This is a genomic window from Ottowia oryzae (assembly GCF_003008535.1).
Lineage (GTDB): Bacteria > Pseudomonadota > Gammaproteobacteria > Burkholderiales > Burkholderiaceae_C > Ottowia > Ottowia oryzae.
This window is the reverse complement of record NZ_CP027666.1, coordinates 1,866,373-1,882,427: the sequence shown is the minus strand read 5'-3', so window position 1 is coordinate 1,882,427 and position 16,055 is coordinate 1,866,373. Positions and strand designations below refer to the sequence as shown.

The window sequence follows — 16,055 nt, the reverse complement described above, 5'->3', positions numbered from 1 at the left end:
ATGAGCAGCACCATCAACGACCGAATCGCGCTCCCACCGACTGACGCCCAGAAGTCCAACATGACATGCCACTTCTGCATCGTGGGATGTGGCTATCACGTCTACAAGTGGGATTCCAACCGCGAAGGTGGACGAGCCGCATCGCAAAACGCCTTGGGCGTGGATTTCACCCAGCAAGTGCCGCCGCTGCAGGTCACGCTCACGCGGGCCATGACAAATACGATCACCGATCGAGCCGGCAAGCGCTGGAACATCATGATCGTCCCCGACAAGGAGTGCGTGGTGAACTCGGGGCTGTCGTCGACGCGCGGCGGAAAAATGGCGTCATACATGTACGCACACGACGGCATCGGCCGCGAGCGACTCAAGACCCCCCGCATTTTCCGGGGCGATCAGTGGCTCGACACCAGTTGGGAGAACGCGCTTGCGATCTATGCGGGCCTGACCAAGAAAATTCTCGACAACGATGGGCCAAGCGGTCTGTTCTATGACTGCTTTGACCATGGGGGGGCTGGCGGCGGATTCGAGAACACCTGGGGTACCGGAAAACTGATGTTCTCGGCGCTAAAGACGCCAATGGTCCGCATACACAACCGACCAGCCTACAACTCGGAGTGCCACGCCACGCGCGAGATGGGTGTTGGCGAACTGAACAACAGCTATGAAGACGCGCAGTTGGCAGACTGCATCATGGCCATTGGGTGCAACTCATACGAAACGCAGACCAACTACTTCTTGAACCACTGGCTGCCCAACCTCAATGGAGGAACGGTGGAGAAAAAGAAGCAGCGCTTTCCCGGCGAGACGGCAGCGGCTGCAAAGATCATCATCGTCGATCCACGCCGGTCGGCAACGGTGGCAATCGCCGAACAAATCGCGGGCAAGGACAACGTGCTGCATCTGGACATTGAGCCTGGTAGCGATACCGCCTTGTTCAACACGCTGTTCACCTATGTCGTGGAGCAGGGTTGGCACGACAAGGATTTCATCGGCAAGTACACCAAGGGCTTCGACGACGCGGTCCGCACCAATCGCATGAGCCTGGAAGACGGCGCCAAGGCGACCGGCATTCCTGTAGCCAAACTGCGTCAGGCGGCCGAGTGGGCCTACAAGCCCAAGGCCAGCGGCCACCGTCCCCGCACCTTCCATCCCTACGAGAAGGGCATCATCTGGGGCAACGACAACTACGTTATCCAGAGTGCGCTGGTGAGTCTCGCCCTGGCGACACACAACGTGGGGCGTCGAGGCACCGGCGTATGCCGCATGGGCGGCCATCAGGAAGGCTATACCCGTCCGCCCTATCCGGGTGACAAGAAAATCTACATCGACCAGGAGGTCATCAAGGGCCGCGGGTTGATGTACACGCTCTGGGGCACCAACCCGTTCCAGACGACCCTGAACGCTGAGCAGCATCGCCTCGCACTCCACAAGCGGACAGCCATCGTTAACGAAGCAATTGCAAAGGCGCGCGGCGCGAACACTGAGCAATTGATCGATGTGATCTACAACGCCTGCAAGACCAAAGGCGGAATGTTCGTGGTGGGGATCAACCTGTACCCGACGATGATCGCCGAAGAGGCGCACATGCTGTTGCCTGCCGCCCACCCAGGCGAGGCGAACCTCACGTCGATGAATGGCGAGCGACGTCTGCGACTGTCCGAGAAGTTCATGGACCCGCCGGGCTCTGCCAAGGCAGACTGCCTGATCGCGGCGGACATCGCCAACACGCTGAAAGCGATGTACCAGAAGCAGGGAAAGGCCGACATGGCTGCTCGCTTCGACGGCTTCAACTGGACGAGCGAGGAAGACGCCTTCAATGACGGTTTTCGTCGCGCGGGGCGGCCTGGCTCGCCGCCCATCGACAGCCAGGGTGGCGACACGGGTTACCTCGCCACCTACGAACTGCTGCGCAAGGCCGGCAACAACGGCGTGCAGTTGCCAATCAAGGAGGTCAAGGACGGCAAGTTGATCGGCACGGAAATGCTGTATGCCGACTACAAGTTCGACACCAAGGACGGCAAGGCTGAATTCAAGCCAGCGCCGTGGAACGGATTACCGAAGATGGTGTCCGATCAGAAGGCAAAGCACAAATTCTGGATCAACCAGGGACGCGCCAACGAGGTGTGGCAGACCGCATACCACGATCAATACAACAGCTTTGTGCGCGATCGCTATCCCATGGCCTACCTGGAAATGAATCCAGCGGACGCCTCGCAACTCGGCATCAAGGCTGGCGATGTGATCGAGGTGTGGAACGACTTCGGAAGCACCTATGCCATGGCATACCCGATGAAGTCGATCAAGCCCGGGCATACATTCATGCTGTTCGGCTACATCAAGGGCGTTGCAGGCGACGTCGTGACATCCTGGGTGGATCGGAACGTCGTGCCGTATTACAAGGGCACCTGGGCCAGCGTCCAGCGCGTTGGCAGCGTTGAGGACTGGAAGCAATCTATCAGCTTCAAGGAACGGCGCTACTCATGATCCGCGGCACGGCGACGAGCCCGGAAAAGGACGAACCTGCAACGCTGCAGGTCGCGGCGAATGGCTTCGAGCCCATAGCACGGGTCGATTTCGATCGGGCACGTGATCTGATTCAGTCACGCCGCCACGTCGGGCCGCGGTGGCTGGTCGATCCGGGTCCGAACAGTGATCAGTTGGAAGAGCTGCTCTGGCTCGCCGCCGCCGCGCCAGATCACGGTCGATTGATTCCGTGGCGTTTTGTGCTCGTTCCTGCCGAGTCACGGCACTTGCTCGGGCGTGCCTTCGCGCTGGCGCTCCTCGACCGAGATCCTGGTGCCTCTGAAGAGCAACTGGTCACCGCACGCGAGAAGGCAGACCGCGCTCCAGTTCTTTTGGTTGCCATAGCGTGCACTGTCTCCGACAGGGCAGATGTGCCGCCCGTGGATCAGCTTGTGTCGCTTGGAGCGGCGATACAAAACATCCAGCTTGGGGCTGTGGCCATGGGATTCAGCGTTGGCCTGAGCAGTGGGCGTGCCATGGACTCCATGCACGTCAGATCCCTCTTTGAGCTTGCGGAGAGCGAGCGCGCGATCTGCTGCATCAGCATTGGACGCTCCGTCAAATCGAATGGAGTCGGACGCGTGCGTCCAAATGTGGATGACTTCTTTGGCGTCCTGGGGGTACCTCGCTCACAGAGTTTGTAGACGACCGTGGAGCGCAAAACGCCCTCACAGGTCCGCCGAAGAATGCAATTGCACCGCAGTATCCGCGTCTAAGAAGCGGCAGATTGCCGGGTCTGGCGACCTCCCTCGTACCAGCCTTTGCTGGCGTTCACCACGCGCACCACAAGCAGCATCACCGGCACCTCGATCAGCACGCCCACCACCGTGGCCAGCGCAGCGCCAGATTCAAAACCGAACAGAGCAATCGCGGCCGCCACCGCCAGTTCGAAAAAATTGCTGGCACCAATCAACGCCGACGGACAAGCCACGCTGTGCGATTCGCCCAGTGCGCGGTTCAGCCCATACGCCAACCCCGAGTTGAAGAGCACCTGAATCAGGATGGGCACTGCCAGCATGGCGATGATGAGTGGTTGGCGCACGATCTGCTGGCCTTGGAAGGCAAACAGCAAAACCAGTGTCAGCAGCAGCGCGCCGATCGACCACGGCCCGCTGCGCGCCATGACGGATTCGAATACTGCTTGTCCCCTGGATAGCAATGCCTTGCGCCAGACTTGGGCGATCACGAGCGGTACCACGATGTACAGCACCACAGAGACGATTAGCGTGTCCCATGGCACCGTGATGGCCGAAACACCCAACAGAATAGCAACCAACGGCGCGAAGGCCACAACCATGATGCCGTCGTTCAGCGCTACCTGGCTCAGCGTGAAATTGGCGTCACCGTTCGTCAAACGGCTCCACACGAACACCATGGCTGTGCAGGGCGCCGCGGCCAGCAGGATCAGGCCAGCGATGTAGCTGTCGAGTTGGTCCGCAGGCAGGTATGGCGCGAACACGTGGCGGATGAATACCCAACCGAGGAAGGCCATCGAGAACGGCTTGACCAGCCAGTTGACGAACAGGGTTACACCAATACCGCGAGCGTGCCGACGCACTTGTCCGAGCGAGCCGAAATCGACCTTCGCCAGCATCGGAATGATCATCACCCAGATCAACGCACCGACCGGTAGGTTGACACGCGCCACTTCCATGCGGCCAATCGACTGAAACACGCTCGGCAGGCTATGTCCCAGCAACGTGCCGAGCACGATGCAGGCGAAAACCCACACAGTGAGGTAGCGCTCAAACACACTCATCGGTGCAGGCGCCGAGGGCGCTGCCTGAAAAATCCGCGCCGTCATACGCTCTGTGAAGGCAAAGAGGTCCCGATCTCGTCGAGCTTCTTCTTGAGCGCCAGCCGGTCGAGCTTTTCCATCGGCAACGCGGCGAACATGGCGATACGGTTCTTCAGAACCAGAAAGGCGTTGGCAAAAGCCTTTCGCTTCTGCTCTTCCGTTCCCTCCACCGCGACCGGATCCTCGACACCCCAGTGCGCTGTCATGGGCTGGCCAGGCCAGTAGGGACACGCCTCGCCAGCGGCTTTATCGCAAACAGTGAAGACGAAGTCGAGTTCTGGCGCGCCTTTGGCGCTGAATTCATCCCAGCTCTTGCTGCGCAGGCCTTCGGTCGGATAGTGATACTGCTTCAGGAGCTCCAACGCCATCGGTTGGACTTGACTCGAAGGATGGCTGCCGGCGCTGAACGCCCGAAAGCGCCCACCTCCGATGGTCGGGTTATTCAGTACCGACTCAGCCAGAATGCTGCGCGCTGAATTGCCGGTACAGACGAAAAGGACGTTCATGACTTTCTCTGACATGGTGGACTCCAGGTGAATGGATTGAGGCGCGTTGCACGGTCCTTGAGTTCAAGCCTGAACCCCGGTGAGCTGAGCATGGCGCGTTGGCAGGCCCAGCGTGATGAGCCAGCAAATGACCAGCATCGTCGCGGAGCCGATCAGTGCATAGAGCAGGCCACCCCACTGATAGAGCAGGCCCGAAAGCAGGGTGCCCATGAAGCGGCCCAGTGCATTTGCGGCGTAGTAGAACCCGACGTCCTCTGCGGCCTTCTCGGAGCCAGCGTAGGCCAGGATCAGATAGGAATGCACGGATGAATTGATGGCGAACGCAAAGCCAAAAAGTCCCAGGCCGCCAACGACCACCCATTGCAGGTTCGGCACATTTATTCCCACGGCGATAGTCAGGCAAGTCGCGACCACGGCCAATAGCGCCGACCACGTTCGAGCGGCCGGCACTTCGCGGCTTAGGCCATCTGGACTCCGCGTGACGATGCTCGGCGCGAGCGCCTGAACCAAGCCATAGCCAATGGTCCAGGCGGCAAGAAAGGTTCCGACGCCGGTGAAGCTCCAACCAACCGAATAAAGGAATACCGGCAGGCCGACGACAAACCACACATCGCGTGCGCCAAACAGGGCCACACGCGCCGCCGCCAGCGCGTTGATGCCTGAGCTCTTCGCGAACAACTCCTTGGCGCTGCCCGATGCCTTACTCTTACCCATCATCTTGGGCAAAGAGGTCGTCACACCAATCAGGACGATTGCGAGCAATCCCGCCATCGCCCACAGAGACGCCTGAAAGCCAAGTGTCTGGAGCAGCAGACCTCCGAGAAAGAAGCCAGCGCCTTTCATGGCGTTCTTGCTCCCGGTGAACCAGGCGACCCACTTAAAGAGCTGACCTGAACCCTGCTCCTTGGCCTGCGCCTGGGTCACCTTGATCGCCGACTTGCTCGCTGTCTTGGTCAAGTCCTTGGCCACGCCGCAAATGCCCTGGGCCATCACGACCCAGACCACCGACGTCGTCGCAGTCCATTCAGGATTGAGCATCGACAATAGGCTGAATCCGGTGATCTGAGTTATCAGGCCAACCGTCAACATTCGTGTGATGCCGTAGCGGGTGGCCAGCCAACCGCCAATCAGGTTTGCCAGAATCCCGGCCGCCTCGTAGAGCAAGAACAGGAACGCCAGCGTGATGGACGAGTAGCCCAAGCGATAGAAATGCAGCAGCACCAGCATGCGCAGGGCGCCATCGGTCAGGGTGAAACCCCAGTAGGCGGCCGTGACGATGGCATAGTTGCGCGCAGCATTCTGCATTTCTAAATGCCCACCTGCCGCATGTGGCAAGCCAGATCGACCATCCGGCATGCGTAGCCCATTTCGTTGTCGTACCAAGCGTAGACCTTGAGGAGGGTGCCGTCGGTCACCAAGGTTGAAGGCGCATCCACGATGGAACTGCGCGTGTCCCGCGCGTAGTCTGCGCTGACTAAAGGTCGCTCTTCGTAGCCAAGAATGCCTGCGAGGTCTCCTTGCGCGGCGGACTTGAACAAGGCATTGATCTCTTGCGAAGTGGTCGCCCGATTCAACTCGAACACGCAATCTGTCAGCGATGCGTTGAGCACCGGCGCGCGCACCGCGTGTCCATTCAGCTTTCCCTTCAAGTCGGGATAGATGAGGGCGATGGCCGTGGCACTACCGGTGGTCGTCGGCGCCAGACTCATCATGGCGCTGCGCGCACGGCGCAAGTCCTTGTGCGGCGCGTCGACGACCAGGTTGGTGTTGGTGGGATCGTGAATCGTTGTGATCTGGCCGTGCCTGATACCGATGTTCTCGTGAACCACTTTGACAACCGGCGCCAGGCAGTTCGTGGTGCACGACGCGGCTGTGACGACTCTGTCTTTTGTCGGGTCGTAGAGGTGCTCATTGACCCCCACCACCACGTTCAACACGTTTCCGGTCTTGACGGGTGCGGCGACGATGACTCGCTTGGCGCCGCGGTCTAGGTGTCCCTGAATGGTTTCCGGTGTCAGAAATTTGCCGGTGCACTCCAGCACAAGATCGACACCCAGCTCGCCCCAAGGAATGTCTTGCGGCGCTGAGTGACTACTGAAACTCAAAGTCCTACCGTCAATGCGGATCCGCTCTTCGCCTTCAGCCGCGATGTCGGCCCGCCACTTGCCCTGCACGGTGTCGAATGCCAACAGGTGTGCGGTCGTTGCCGCCCCCCCTTTGAGTTCATTGAGATGCACCACCTCAAGTCGGTTACTCGCCCTCGGGTCATCGGACTGGCGCTCTGCCGCGCCAAACGCCGCCCGCAGTGCAAGGCGGCCGATACGACCCATCCCATTGATGCCAACTTTCATCACTTTAATTTAACCCTTAGAGAACTATTGAATTGTCCGCACGTATGTGACGATTTCGTGAAGCCCGAGCGGATGCCTGGGTTAGCCTCTCAGTTCAGCCGTGTGCTCGCAATTGGCCAGCGCACGCAAGCGCGCCGCGCCCACAGGCTCGTTCGCCAGCAGCGGCACCACGGCCCAGCGCTGGGCGTGGCGGCTGCGGATCCCGTCGATCTCACGCAGTTCGCTGTCTGCGCGGCGGCGCAGCAGCGGCGAGGCCACGGGTGCAGCGGCGATGCAGTTATTCACCACCCAGGCCCAGGGCTCGATGCCGGCGCGGCGCAGGTCGTCTTGCAGGTGCGCGGCTTCCAGTACGGGCGTGGTTTCAGCCAGCGTGACGATCAGCACCTTGGTGCGGGCCGGGTCCTGCAACTGCATCATGGGCGTGGTGAAGTGGCTGCCGGTCGCCATCTGGCGCGCCACGTCGCGGTGGTAGGCGCCGGTGGCGTCGAGCAGCAGCAGGGTGTGGCCGGTGGGCGCAGTGTCCATCACCACGAACTGGCGACCGGACTCGCGGATAGCGCGCGAGAAGGCCTGGAACACGGCAATCTCCTCGGTGCAGGGCGAGCGCAAATCTTCGGCCAGCAAAGCGCGGCCGGCCTCATCCAGCGCCGCACCCTTGGTGGCCATGACATGGGCCCGATAGGCCTCGGTGGCGGCGTGCGGATCGATGCGGCTTACGGCGAGGTTGGGCAACTCGCCCGCCAGGGTCTCGCTCAGATGCGCGGCGGGGTCGGAGGTCGTCAGGTGCACGGGCAAGCCGCGCGCGGCTAGCTCCACGGCGATGGCGGCCGCCAGCGTGGTCTTGCCGACGCCGCCCTTGCCCATCAGCATGACCAGGCCGTGGCCGGGCGCGGCGATGCCGTCGACCAACGTGGAGAGGGTGGGTGCGTCCGGCAGACCGATATGGGGTTCGCTCCCAATCGGCGTGATTCCAGATACCTCGGCTTGCAGCAGTTGGCGTAGCGCTTCCAGACCCACCAGATTGAAGGCTTTGAGCGCGATGTTATCGACCGGCAATTCACGCAGCGCGGCGGGCAGATTGGCCAACGCCGCCCGCTCGCGCCGCAGCACGGCGGCGGCCAGTGGGTCGTGCGCGGCTTCGCTTTCGGGCAGCAGGCCGTTGATGACCAGGTATTGCCGGCTCAATCCAATGGCCGCCAATTCCTCGTGCGTGCGCGCGGCTTCGCGCAGCGTGGCGCCCTGGCCGCGCGCGACCAGCACCAGTCGCGTGCGGGCGCCGTCCTGCAGTGCGGCGACGGCGGCCTGGTATTGCGTGCGCTGCTTGTCCAGCCCCGCCAGTGGGCCGAGGCAAGAGGCATCGCCCTGGCCCGCTTCCAGAAAGCCGCTCCAGGCGCCAGGCAGGCTGAGCAGGCGGATGGTGTGGCCGGTGGGCGCGGTGTCGAAGATGACGTGGTCAAACCCGCGCGTGGCCGCGTCGTCAGCCAGCAGGGCGGTGAACTCGTCAAATGCGGCGATCTCGGTGGTGCAGGCGCCGGAGAGTTGCTCCTCGATACCCTTGACCACCGCATCCGGCAGCACGCCGCGCACCGGGCCGACGATGCGGTCACGGTAGGCCTGCGCGGCGGCGGGAGGGTCGATCTCCAGCGCGCTCAAGTTGGACACCGCCGGCACGGCGACGACTTGGTTGCCAATGGAAAGGCCAAACACCTGGCCGACATTTGACGCCGGGTCGGTGCTGACCAGCAGCACCTGCTTGCCGGCATCGGCCAGTTGCACTGCGGCGGCGCAAGCGATGGAGGTCTTGCCGACGCCGCCCTTGCCGGTAAAGAACAGGAAGCGGGGTGGGTTGTGCAGGAAGTTCATGATTGCCCTGAAAGCACTTCAGTCAGCAGCACTTGCCACTGCTCGCTTCGGTTTTGGGCGCGCAACAGCCGATCATTGGCGAGGCATCTGCGCCGCAGCATCCACTTGCTTCCGGCCCAGCGTCGACTTGCAGCAAGGCCCAGCGCGCCAGCTCCGCTCGTTGCGGGTAGCGACCAGCCAGAGCCACCTCACCATCAACGAGCACGAGGGGTAGCGCCTCGGCTCCAGAACGTTCGAGGAAACGTTTCACGATGGCGTTCTGCGCGAATTCCAGCGGTTGTTGCGATAGATTGAAGCGCTGAATGTGTGCGCCCTGGCCAGTGGCCCAGGCGGCGTCGGTCGCAAAGCTCACCAAGGCCTGATCGACGTCAGTGCCGCATACACCGCTCGCGCAACACAGGGCAGGGTCGAAGATTTGGATGCGGGCTGAAGCGGTCATTTTGAATCTCCAACGATCTTTAAAATAATGAATTAATGCTACAACTTTTATAGCCGAACTCAGCCGCAAACTATGATTGGTGACCAACGGTGCGTTGGACGCTCGCCTTCTTCGAAGGGCTGCATGCAACAGGCTCACACGCTGCATCATGCAGTTCAGCGCACTCCTCCGGATGGCCAGCGCAGCACTCGGCGGTCAGGTATTCGATCAAGTCCTGCATCAACGACAGATTGGCGCGATAACGCTGGAACCGCCCCTCGGGCGTGACGCCCAAGAGGCCGGCGTGAGTCAGCGCTTTCAAGTGAAATGACAGGTTGGTTGGAGGAATGTCCAACGTGCTTGCAATCTGTCCCGCAACCAAACCTTCGGGACCCTGGCGCATCAGCAGACGGTAGATGTCCAACCGTACGCCTGACGCGAGCGACTCAAAGACCTTGATGGCTTCATCCTGTTCCATGAATTCAATTATTGTTGAATTATCGTTCGCCGGCAACTGACGTAGGTCAAGCGCCGCTTCTGGATGAATGTTGAGGCCCGAAGGGCTGACGACCAATCACCGAGCGACGGCAAGCTGCACCAGTCCAGAAATTCGCCAAGCTTGGTCAACTGGCGGCTTTGGGTCGTGAAGGGCCGAACACACATCGCCAGCTTGTCCCGGAAGCGCGCCACGAGTGTCACGCGGCGGCAACTTGGCGCACCTTGAAGCGCTAATCCCAGCAGGCGCCGCCACAAAAAAAAACATTTTGGGTGCCAAATTTGGCACCAAGGCGAGTTCACATGATGCGTCAGACATGCAAACCTTTTGAGGGGATGGCTCTGGAGATGCGAGCAGGCGATACGGCCATTGCTTGTTCGTCCGCCTCGTGGCCGAGCGTGCCTGTCGAGTGGCGACGCTCAAGCTGCGTGCCTATCGAAACAAGGTGAGCCATCGTGTGCTCATCTGAAGTCCTGACGAACTGGTCTCGATCGCAAGCAGGCGTTTCACCCATTCAATTTCGTATGAGACCCAACGCTTCGACCTGCCTATCAAATGCAGCCCCTGGGGGATTAGCCCCTGCTCGATCGCCTCGTACAACTTCGTGCGTCCGACGCAGAGTTCCTTACGAACCTGTCGCTCCGTCAGGAACGTGAGAGGCTTTATCTCTTGATCGACATGACGAAGTGCCGAGCCTTGAAGCCAGACTTGACGGGAGGGCGCTACGGGCGCGCATCGGGTGGCCTGTAACCACGCGACCAAGCTCTCGATGGCACTGCGGTCAGCCGCAGTCGCGAGGCTATGTTTGACAGTCTCAATTTCGTATTCGACCCACCGAACCGACCTTCCGAGCACATTGACTCCCCGGGGTAGCAGCCCGTCCCGGATCAACTCATAGAACTTGGATCTTCCGATGGTGAGACTGCCCATCGCTTGCTCCGCCGAGAGGAACACGATGATCGGTCTTGGTGGGATCTGCATCGGCATATCCACAGAGGAAATAGCACTGATTGAATGCATTGGGGGCACCTCCTTAAACGTCTGCTGCTCGACGTGAGCACATGACGCAAAGTAGACCAATTCCCAAAATTCGCCAAAAACGACCCTGTTGCTTCTCGCCCACATAGTCGAGTGCTTACTTGGCGTTGAGCAGACGCCCTTCGAAACATCGACTCAGTTCCACGCCGGTGTGGGCAAAAGTGTGGGCAAATCTGCCTGGAGCGCTCGGAAACGAGAAACGGGTTACAGCATTTCTGCTGTAACCCGTTGATTTTATTGGTCGGCGTGGCGGGATTCGAACTCGCGACCCCTTGCACCCCATGCAAGTGCGCTACCAGGCTGCGCTACACGCCGACAAGCCTTGCATTATAGCGCGGGAATGACGCGGTTTCAGCCAATCGTCAACAGATCGCGAATTTCGCTCAGCTCTTGCGACAAATCGCGCCATGACGGAGCAACTGCAGTGGCAGTTGGCGTGAGATCGTCAACCGGGCCGTTAGCCAAAGAAGCCAAGGTCTCGTTCGGTTGATCGTGCGCGCCAGCGCGTACACCGCTCGTCGCCACGGCCGTGGCGGCCAACGCGCCGCGAACGCCGGACTCCAGCTCCTGCAGGCGTGTTCTGGCGCCGCTGATGGTGAAGCCCTGGTCGTACAACAGTTCGCGGATGCGCCGGATCATCAACACTTCGTGGTGCTGGTAATAGCGGCGGTTGCCGCGACGCTTCATTGGCCTCAGCTGCGTGAATTCTTGCTCCCAATAGCGCAGCACATGCGGTTTGACACCGCACAGGTCACCGACCTCACCGATGGTGAAGTAGCGCTTGGCAGGAATGGGGGGCAAGGCGGATTCCATGATCATCGATCACTGCAACGTGCGCCGCAGGTTAGCCGATGTTGGCGGATACGGCCATGGCCGCGTCTGCGAGCGGCAACATGTGCAGCGAAAACTTGACTAGATGCCGCAGAAGGTCACGCGTTGGCGCGACGTGGATGCGACTGGCGCGTCAGTCTTTTTCCGCGCCGGACGTGGGCCCCGCGGGTGCCTCTGAACCGGCATCGTCAGGCTGCAGCATTTCCTTGAGCTTCTGGCTGGCATGGAAGGTAACCACGCGGCGCGCAGCGATAGGGATCAGCTCACCCGTGCGCGGATTGCGCCCGGGCCTGGGAGCCTTCACACGCATCTGGAAATTACCAAAGCCAGACAGCTTCACATCGTCACCGGCCACCAGTCGCGCACCGATCAGGTCGTAGAAGGCATCGACCATATCCTTGGATTCGCGCTTGTTCAGGCCGATCTGCTCGTACAGCATCTCCGCCAGCTGGGCCTTGGTCAGCGCAGTGGTCTCCAGGCTGTCAACCGCCAGCAACAGCATCTCGTCTCCGTCCCCCGCCATGGTGTGTTTTCCTCAGGTCATATCCGCAGTTCAGCCACGAAGGCGCGCACCAACGTCGGCCTGCCATTGGGCGAGCACCGACTGCACAGCCGCCTCAATGCGCTCATCGGTCAGCGTTTCCTGCCCGCCGTCCAACACGAGCCGAACGGCCAGGCTTTTCTCGTCGATGCCCAGATTGGCTCCGCCAGCAGCGTCGGCGCCTGGTTTCGGGCGATAGATGTCGAACAGCGTGGCGCTGCGGACCAGATCGGCCGCAGGGGCATCGCGAAGGGAGCCCATGAGCTGGTCGTGCGTCACAGACTCTTTCACAACGACGGCAACGTCGCGCTCAACGGGCTGTTGGCGGGGCAATGGCACGGCCGTGGGCAGCGGATGGCTCAGGACGGCGTCCAGCGCCAATTCGAACAACACAGGTGCATGGGGCAAATCCCACTGCTGGCGCCAACGGGGATGCAGCTCGCCCACGTAACCCACCGGCCGGCCATCCACGATGACGCGCGCTGTGCGGCCAGGGTGCAAGGCCGGGTGGCTGTCTGCCTCAAACACCGCTTTGCGCGGGCTGAGCAAGGCTTCGACATCGCCCTTGGCGTCAAAGAAATCCGCCGGCGTTTGCTTGCCCGACCAACCCTGCTGACGGGCTGGGCCATAGATCGCACCGGCCACGCGCATGGGCTGAGCTACGCCGCGCACCGCGCCCTCACCGGTTTGGACCGTGTGGTCTCGCCGGAACACGCGGCCAATCTCGAACACGCGGATTCTGTCGGCACGGCGATCCACGTTGCGCTTCACAACTTGTAGCAGCGAACCCAGCAGGGTCGAGCGCATCACGCTCATTTGACTCGCAATCGGGTTCAGCAAGCGCACGGGGTCGGTGTTGCCCGCGAGGTCGCGCTCCCACGCCTCTTCGACAAAGCTGAAGTTGATGGTTTCCAGGTAGCCCAACGCCGCCAGCGTATGGCGCGGCTCGAAACGGCCGCGCAGCGCCTCGGAGCGAACGCGCGGCTCAATCGGTGCCAGGGGCGCTGTTTCAGGCAGGTTTTGGTAGCCGATCAGGCGCGCCACTTCTTCGATCAAGTCTTCTTCGATCGTGATGTCGAAGCGGTAGGCCGGCGGCGTGATGGTCAGCACGCCTTCACCCTCGACAAAAGGCAGTTGCAGGCGCGAGAAAACGTCGGCGCACTGGGCCTGTGTCAACGGCATACCGATGACTTTGGCCGCGCGCGCCACGCGCAGCGTGACGGGCTGCGGTTGCGGCATGTTCGGCTGCTGATCGTCGACCGGCCCGCACACGGTTTCAGGCGTGCCGCAGATGTCGATGATCAAGCGACTGATGTGCTCAATGTGCGCGGCGGTGCCGTCCGGGTCTACCCCTCGCTCGAAGCGGTGCCCCGCATCGGTGGCAAAGTTGAAGCGGCGCGAGCGGCCCGCAACGGCTTCGGGCCACCAGAAAGCGGCCTCGACATACACGTTGCGTGTGTCGTCAGAAACGGCCGTGGCGTCACCGCCCATGATGCCGGCCAGCGATTCCACTTCGCGCTCATCCGCGATGATGCCGACAGCCTCATCCAACGCCACCGTGTTGCCGTTCAGCAGTTTGAGCTGCTCGCCTGGGCGCGCCCAACGTACATCCAGGCCGCCATGAATCTTGTCCAGATCAAAGATGTGCGAGGGGCGGCCCAGTTCGAACATCACGTAGTTGGAGATATCCACCAGCGGGGACACGCTGCGCTGGCCGCACCGCGCCAGACGGTCGACCATCCAAGCCGGGGTTTTCGCCTGCGTATTGACGTGGCGAATCACGCGGCCCGAAAAGCGCCCGCACAGGTCGGGCGCACTGATCTTGACAGGCACGACATGGTTTGTCTGCACGGCCACGGGCGCAAAGGTGGGCGTGAGCAGGGGCGCGCCCGTCAACGCAGACAGCTCGCGCGCCACGCCATACACGCTGAGCGCGTGGCCCAGGTTGGGCGTCAGCTTGAGTGTGAAGACCGTGTCGTCCAGATTCAGCGCGGTGCGAATGTCCTGGCCCAGCGGAGTGTCAGCAGGCAGTTCAAGCAGGCCTTCGTGGTCTTCGGACAGATGCAGCTCGCGGGCCGAACACAACATACCCTGGCTTTCCACGCCACGCAGCTTGCCCAGCTTGATCTTGAACGGCTTACCGTCTTCGCCGGGGGGCAGCTCCGCGCCCACAGTGGCGCACGGCACCTTGATGCCCGCACGCGCGTTGGCCGCGCCGCAGACGATGTTGAGCAGCGCGCCCTGTCCCACATCCACCTGACAGACGCGCAGGCGATCCGCGTTCGGATGCTGCTCGGCAGACTTGATTTCGCCCACGACCACGCCGGCAAAAGGGGGTGCCACGGGGCGGGCCTCTTCCACCTCGAAGCCGCCCATGGTCAGCACATTGGCCAGCTCGTCGGTGCTCAGCGCGGGGTTGCAGAACTCGCGCAGCCAGGATTCAGGAAATTGCATAGTCGATCACTCAATTCACTCAGACGCAGCCAGCGCTTGCGGCGGAACCGGTTGCTGCGAAGCCAACCTTGCTTCGCCGGCCCAATTCAGCGCAACGCGTTTCTCATTTGGGGGACGTGGGCGGGAGCCAGACCATTCACTGATGTGCCGTCAGCGAAACTGGGCAAGAAAGCGCACATCGCCTTCAAAAAACTGGCGCAGATCGCTGACGCCATAGCGCAGCATGGCCAGGCGATCAATCCCTGACCCGAACGCAAAGCCGACGAAGCGCTCAGGGTCCAGCCCCATGTTGCGCACGACTTGCGGGTGCACCTGGCCCGAGCCAGACACCTCCAGCCATTTGCCAGCGAGCGGCCCGCGCTGAAACTGGATGTCAATCTCAGCGCTGGGCTCAGTGAACGGGAAGTAGCTGGGCCGAAAGCGCAAGATGAGGTCGTCCGTCTCGAAGAACGCCTTGCAGAAGTTCAGGTAGGTGACCTTCAGATCCTTGAAGCTCACGTTCTCGCCCAGCCAAAGGCCCTCGACCTGGTGGAACATGGGCGAATGGGTGGCGTCGTTGTCTACGCGGTAGGTGCGGCCCGGCACGATGACGCGCACTTCCGGCATGTCGCCCCGCGCCAGCGCTGCTGCGTGCTTCTTGGCGTGCGCGGTGGCGTAGCGAATCTGCATCGGGCTGGTGTGCGTGCGCAGGCAGTAGGGCTGCCCCTGCTCGTCGTTCATGTCGACGTAGAAGGTGTCCTGCATCGAACGCGCGGGGTGGTTGGGCGGGTTGTTCAGCGCGGTGAAGTTGAACCAGTCGTTCTCGATCTCAGGCCCGTCGCCCACGTCAAAGCCCATGCTGGCGAAGATCTGCTCGATGCGCTCCCATGCCCGGCTGATGGGGTGCAGGCCACCCTGCCCGCGCTGGCGCCCTGGCAAGGTCACATCCAGCGCCTCGGCCTGCAGCTGGCGCTCCAGCTCGGCGTTGGCCAGCGCCTGGCGGCGCTCGGTCAGGGCCGCCTCGATGCTTTGCTTGGCCAGGTTGATGGCGGCGCCGCGGGTTTTCTTCTCGTCCACGCTGAGTTGGGCCATGCCCTTCATCAGCTCGGTCAAGCGGCCGGTTTTGCCGAGGAACCGCGCCTTGGCGTTTTCCAGATCGGCGGGAGCGTTGGCGCGCGCAAAGGCTTCGGCGGCGCTCCTGACAAGCTCGTCCAGATCGGTGGCAGCGACAGTCGGGGCGTTCATCGGCAGCAATTC

General features: G+C 61.7%; 14 protein-coding genes and 1 tRNA gene. 2 read left to right on the top strand and 13 right to left on the bottom strand.

The window, feature by feature from the left end; genetic code table 11:
- Together C6570_RS08755 and C6570_RS08750 are read left to right on the top strand one after the other, a co-directional pair.
- A complete protein-coding gene (locus C6570_RS08755) occupies positions 1-2,484 on the top strand; it encodes an arsenate reductase (azurin) large subunit (protein ID WP_106702863.1) in 2,484 nt (827 codons plus the stop codon).
- Positions 2,481-3,167 carry a nitroreductase family protein gene (locus C6570_RS08750; RefSeq protein WP_106702862.1) on the top strand — a complete coding sequence of 229 codons (687 nt, stop codon included), beginning with the start codon at positions 2,481-2,483 and terminating at the stop codon, positions 3,165-3,167. Before C6570_RS08755 ends, C6570_RS08750 begins: the two co-directional genes overlap by 4 nt.
- 68 nt (positions 3,168-3,235) lie before the next feature.
- Here the strand turns inward: C6570_RS08750 and arsB are convergent, their stop codons facing one another.
- The 13 genes from arsB to pheS all read right to left on the bottom strand — a co-directional run bounded on the left by arsB (position 3,236) and on the right by pheS (position 16,043).
- Positions 3,236-4,282 (bottom strand): ACR3 family arsenite efflux transporter, encoded by a 1,047-nt coding sequence (gene arsB, locus C6570_RS08745; RefSeq protein WP_425437913.1) that lies wholly within the window; start codon positions 4,280-4,282, stop codon positions 3,236-3,238.
- A gap of 41 nt (positions 4,283-4,323) precedes the next feature.
- Positions 4,324-4,842: an arsenate reductase ArsC gene (locus C6570_RS08740; RefSeq protein ID WP_106702860.1), complete on the bottom strand. Its 519-nt coding sequence runs from the start codon at positions 4,840-4,842 to the stop codon at positions 4,324-4,326.
- A 48-nt stretch (positions 4,843-4,890) separates the two neighbouring features.
- A complete protein-coding gene (gene arsJ / locus C6570_RS08735; protein ID WP_106702859.1) occupies positions 4,891-6,132 on the bottom strand; it encodes an organoarsenical effux MFS transporter ArsJ in 1,242 nt (413 codons plus the stop codon).
- A 2-nt stretch (positions 6,133-6,134) separates the two neighbouring features.
- The gene (locus C6570_RS08730; RefSeq protein ID WP_106702858.1) at positions 6,135-7,178 is read right to left on the bottom strand and encodes an ArsJ-associated glyceraldehyde-3-phosphate dehydrogenase; all 1,044 of its coding nucleotides are present in this window, start codon (positions 7,176-7,178) and stop codon (positions 6,135-6,137) included.
- Between the two features lie 81 nt (positions 7,179-7,259).
- Positions 7,260-9,041 (bottom strand): arsenical pump-driving ATPase, encoded by a 1,782-nt coding sequence (arsA, locus tag C6570_RS08725; RefSeq protein ID WP_164675516.1) that lies wholly within the window; start codon positions 9,039-9,041, stop codon positions 7,260-7,262.
- A gap of 22 nt (positions 9,042-9,063) precedes the next feature.
- Positions 9,064-9,480 carry an arsenite efflux transporter metallochaperone ArsD gene (arsD, locus tag C6570_RS08720; RefSeq protein WP_106702856.1) on the bottom strand — a complete coding sequence of 139 codons (417 nt, stop codon included), beginning with the start codon at positions 9,478-9,480 and terminating at the stop codon, positions 9,064-9,066.
- Positions 9,481-9,550: 70 nt separating this feature from the next.
- On the bottom strand, positions 9,551-9,937 hold the full coding sequence (locus tag C6570_RS08715; protein WP_106702855.1) for an ArsR/SmtB family transcription factor: 387 nt from the start codon (positions 9,935-9,937) through the stop codon (positions 9,551-9,553).
- 450 nt (positions 9,938-10,387) lie between these two features.
- The gene (locus tag C6570_RS18575; RefSeq protein ID WP_416365995.1) at positions 10,388-10,885 is read right to left on the bottom strand and encodes a helix-turn-helix transcriptional regulator; all 498 of its coding nucleotides are present in this window, start codon (positions 10,883-10,885) and stop codon (positions 10,388-10,390) included.
- A gap of 346 nt (positions 10,886-11,231) precedes the next feature.
- Positions 11,232-11,308: transfer RNA gene (locus tag C6570_RS08705), tRNA-Pro, on the bottom strand.
- Between the two features lie 36 nt (positions 11,309-11,344).
- On the bottom strand, positions 11,345-11,806 hold the full coding sequence (locus C6570_RS08700) for a MerR family transcriptional regulator (protein ID WP_106704603.1): 462 nt from the start codon (positions 11,804-11,806) through the stop codon (positions 11,345-11,347).
- 151 nt (positions 11,807-11,957) lie between these two features.
- A complete protein-coding gene (locus C6570_RS08695) occupies positions 11,958-12,347 on the bottom strand; it encodes an integration host factor subunit alpha (RefSeq protein ID WP_245896372.1) in 390 nt (129 codons plus the stop codon).
- 30 nt (positions 12,348-12,377) lie between these two features.
- Complete coding sequence (pheT, locus tag C6570_RS08690; RefSeq protein WP_106702853.1) at positions 12,378-14,819, bottom strand: phenylalanine--tRNA ligase subunit beta; 2,442 nt, start codon at positions 14,817-14,819, stop codon at positions 12,378-12,380.
- 150 nt (positions 14,820-14,969) lie between these two features.
- Positions 14,970-16,043 carry a phenylalanine--tRNA ligase subunit alpha gene (pheS, locus tag C6570_RS08685; protein ID WP_106702852.1) on the bottom strand — a complete coding sequence of 358 codons (1,074 nt, stop codon included), beginning with the start codon at positions 16,041-16,043 and terminating at the stop codon, positions 14,970-14,972.
- Between the last annotated feature and the right edge of the window lie 12 nt (positions 16,044-16,055).

Excerpts from the sequence above, each read along its gene's own strand:
- C6570_RS08755 (WP_106702863.1), top strand. The coding sequence starts at position 1 with ATGAGCAGCACCATCAACGACCGAATCGCGCTCCCACCGACTGACGCC.
- C6570_RS08750 (WP_106702862.1), top strand. The coding sequence starts at position 2,481 with ATGATCCGCGGCACGGCGACGAGCCCGGAAAAGGACGAACCTGCAACG.
- arsB (WP_425437913.1), bottom strand. The coding sequence starts at position 4,282 with ATGAGTGTGTTTGAGCGCTACCTCACTGTGTGGGTTTTCGCCTGCATC.
- C6570_RS08740 (WP_106702860.1), bottom strand. The coding sequence starts at position 4,842 with ATGTCAGAGAAAGTCATGAACGTCCTTTTCGTCTGTACCGGCAATTCA.
- arsJ (WP_106702859.1), bottom strand. The coding sequence starts at position 6,132 with ATGCAGAATGCTGCGCGCAACTATGCCATCGTCACGGCCGCCTACTGG.
- C6570_RS08730 (WP_106702858.1), bottom strand. The coding sequence starts at position 7,178 with ATGAAAGTTGGCATCAATGGGATGGGTCGTATCGGCCGCCTTGCACTG.
- arsA (WP_164675516.1), bottom strand. The coding sequence starts at position 9,041 with ATGAACTTCCTGCACAACCCACCCCGCTTCCTGTTCTTTACCGGCAAG.
- arsD (WP_106702856.1), bottom strand. The coding sequence starts at position 9,480 with ATGACCGCTTCAGCCCGCATCCAAATCTTCGACCCTGCCCTGTGTTGC.
- C6570_RS08715 (WP_106702855.1), bottom strand. The coding sequence starts at position 9,937 with ATGGAACAGGATGAAGCCATCAAGGTCTTTGAGTCGCTCGCGTCAGGC.
- C6570_RS18575 (WP_416365995.1), bottom strand. The coding sequence starts at position 10,885 with ATGGGCAGTCTCACCATCGGAAGATCCAAGTTCTATGAGTTGATCCGG.
- C6570_RS08700 (WP_106704603.1), bottom strand. The coding sequence starts at position 11,806 with ATGGAATCCGCCTTGCCCCCCATTCCTGCCAAGCGCTACTTCACCATC.
- C6570_RS08695 (WP_245896372.1), bottom strand. The coding sequence starts at position 12,347 with ATGGCGGGGGACGGAGACGAGATGCTGTTGCTGGCGGTTGACAGCCTG.
- pheT (WP_106702853.1), bottom strand. The coding sequence starts at position 14,819 with ATGCAATTTCCTGAATCCTGGCTGCGCGAGTTCTGCAACCCCGCGCTG.
- pheS (WP_106702852.1), bottom strand. The coding sequence starts at position 16,043 with ATGAACGCCCCGACTGTCGCTGCCACCGATCTGGACGAGCTTGTCAGG.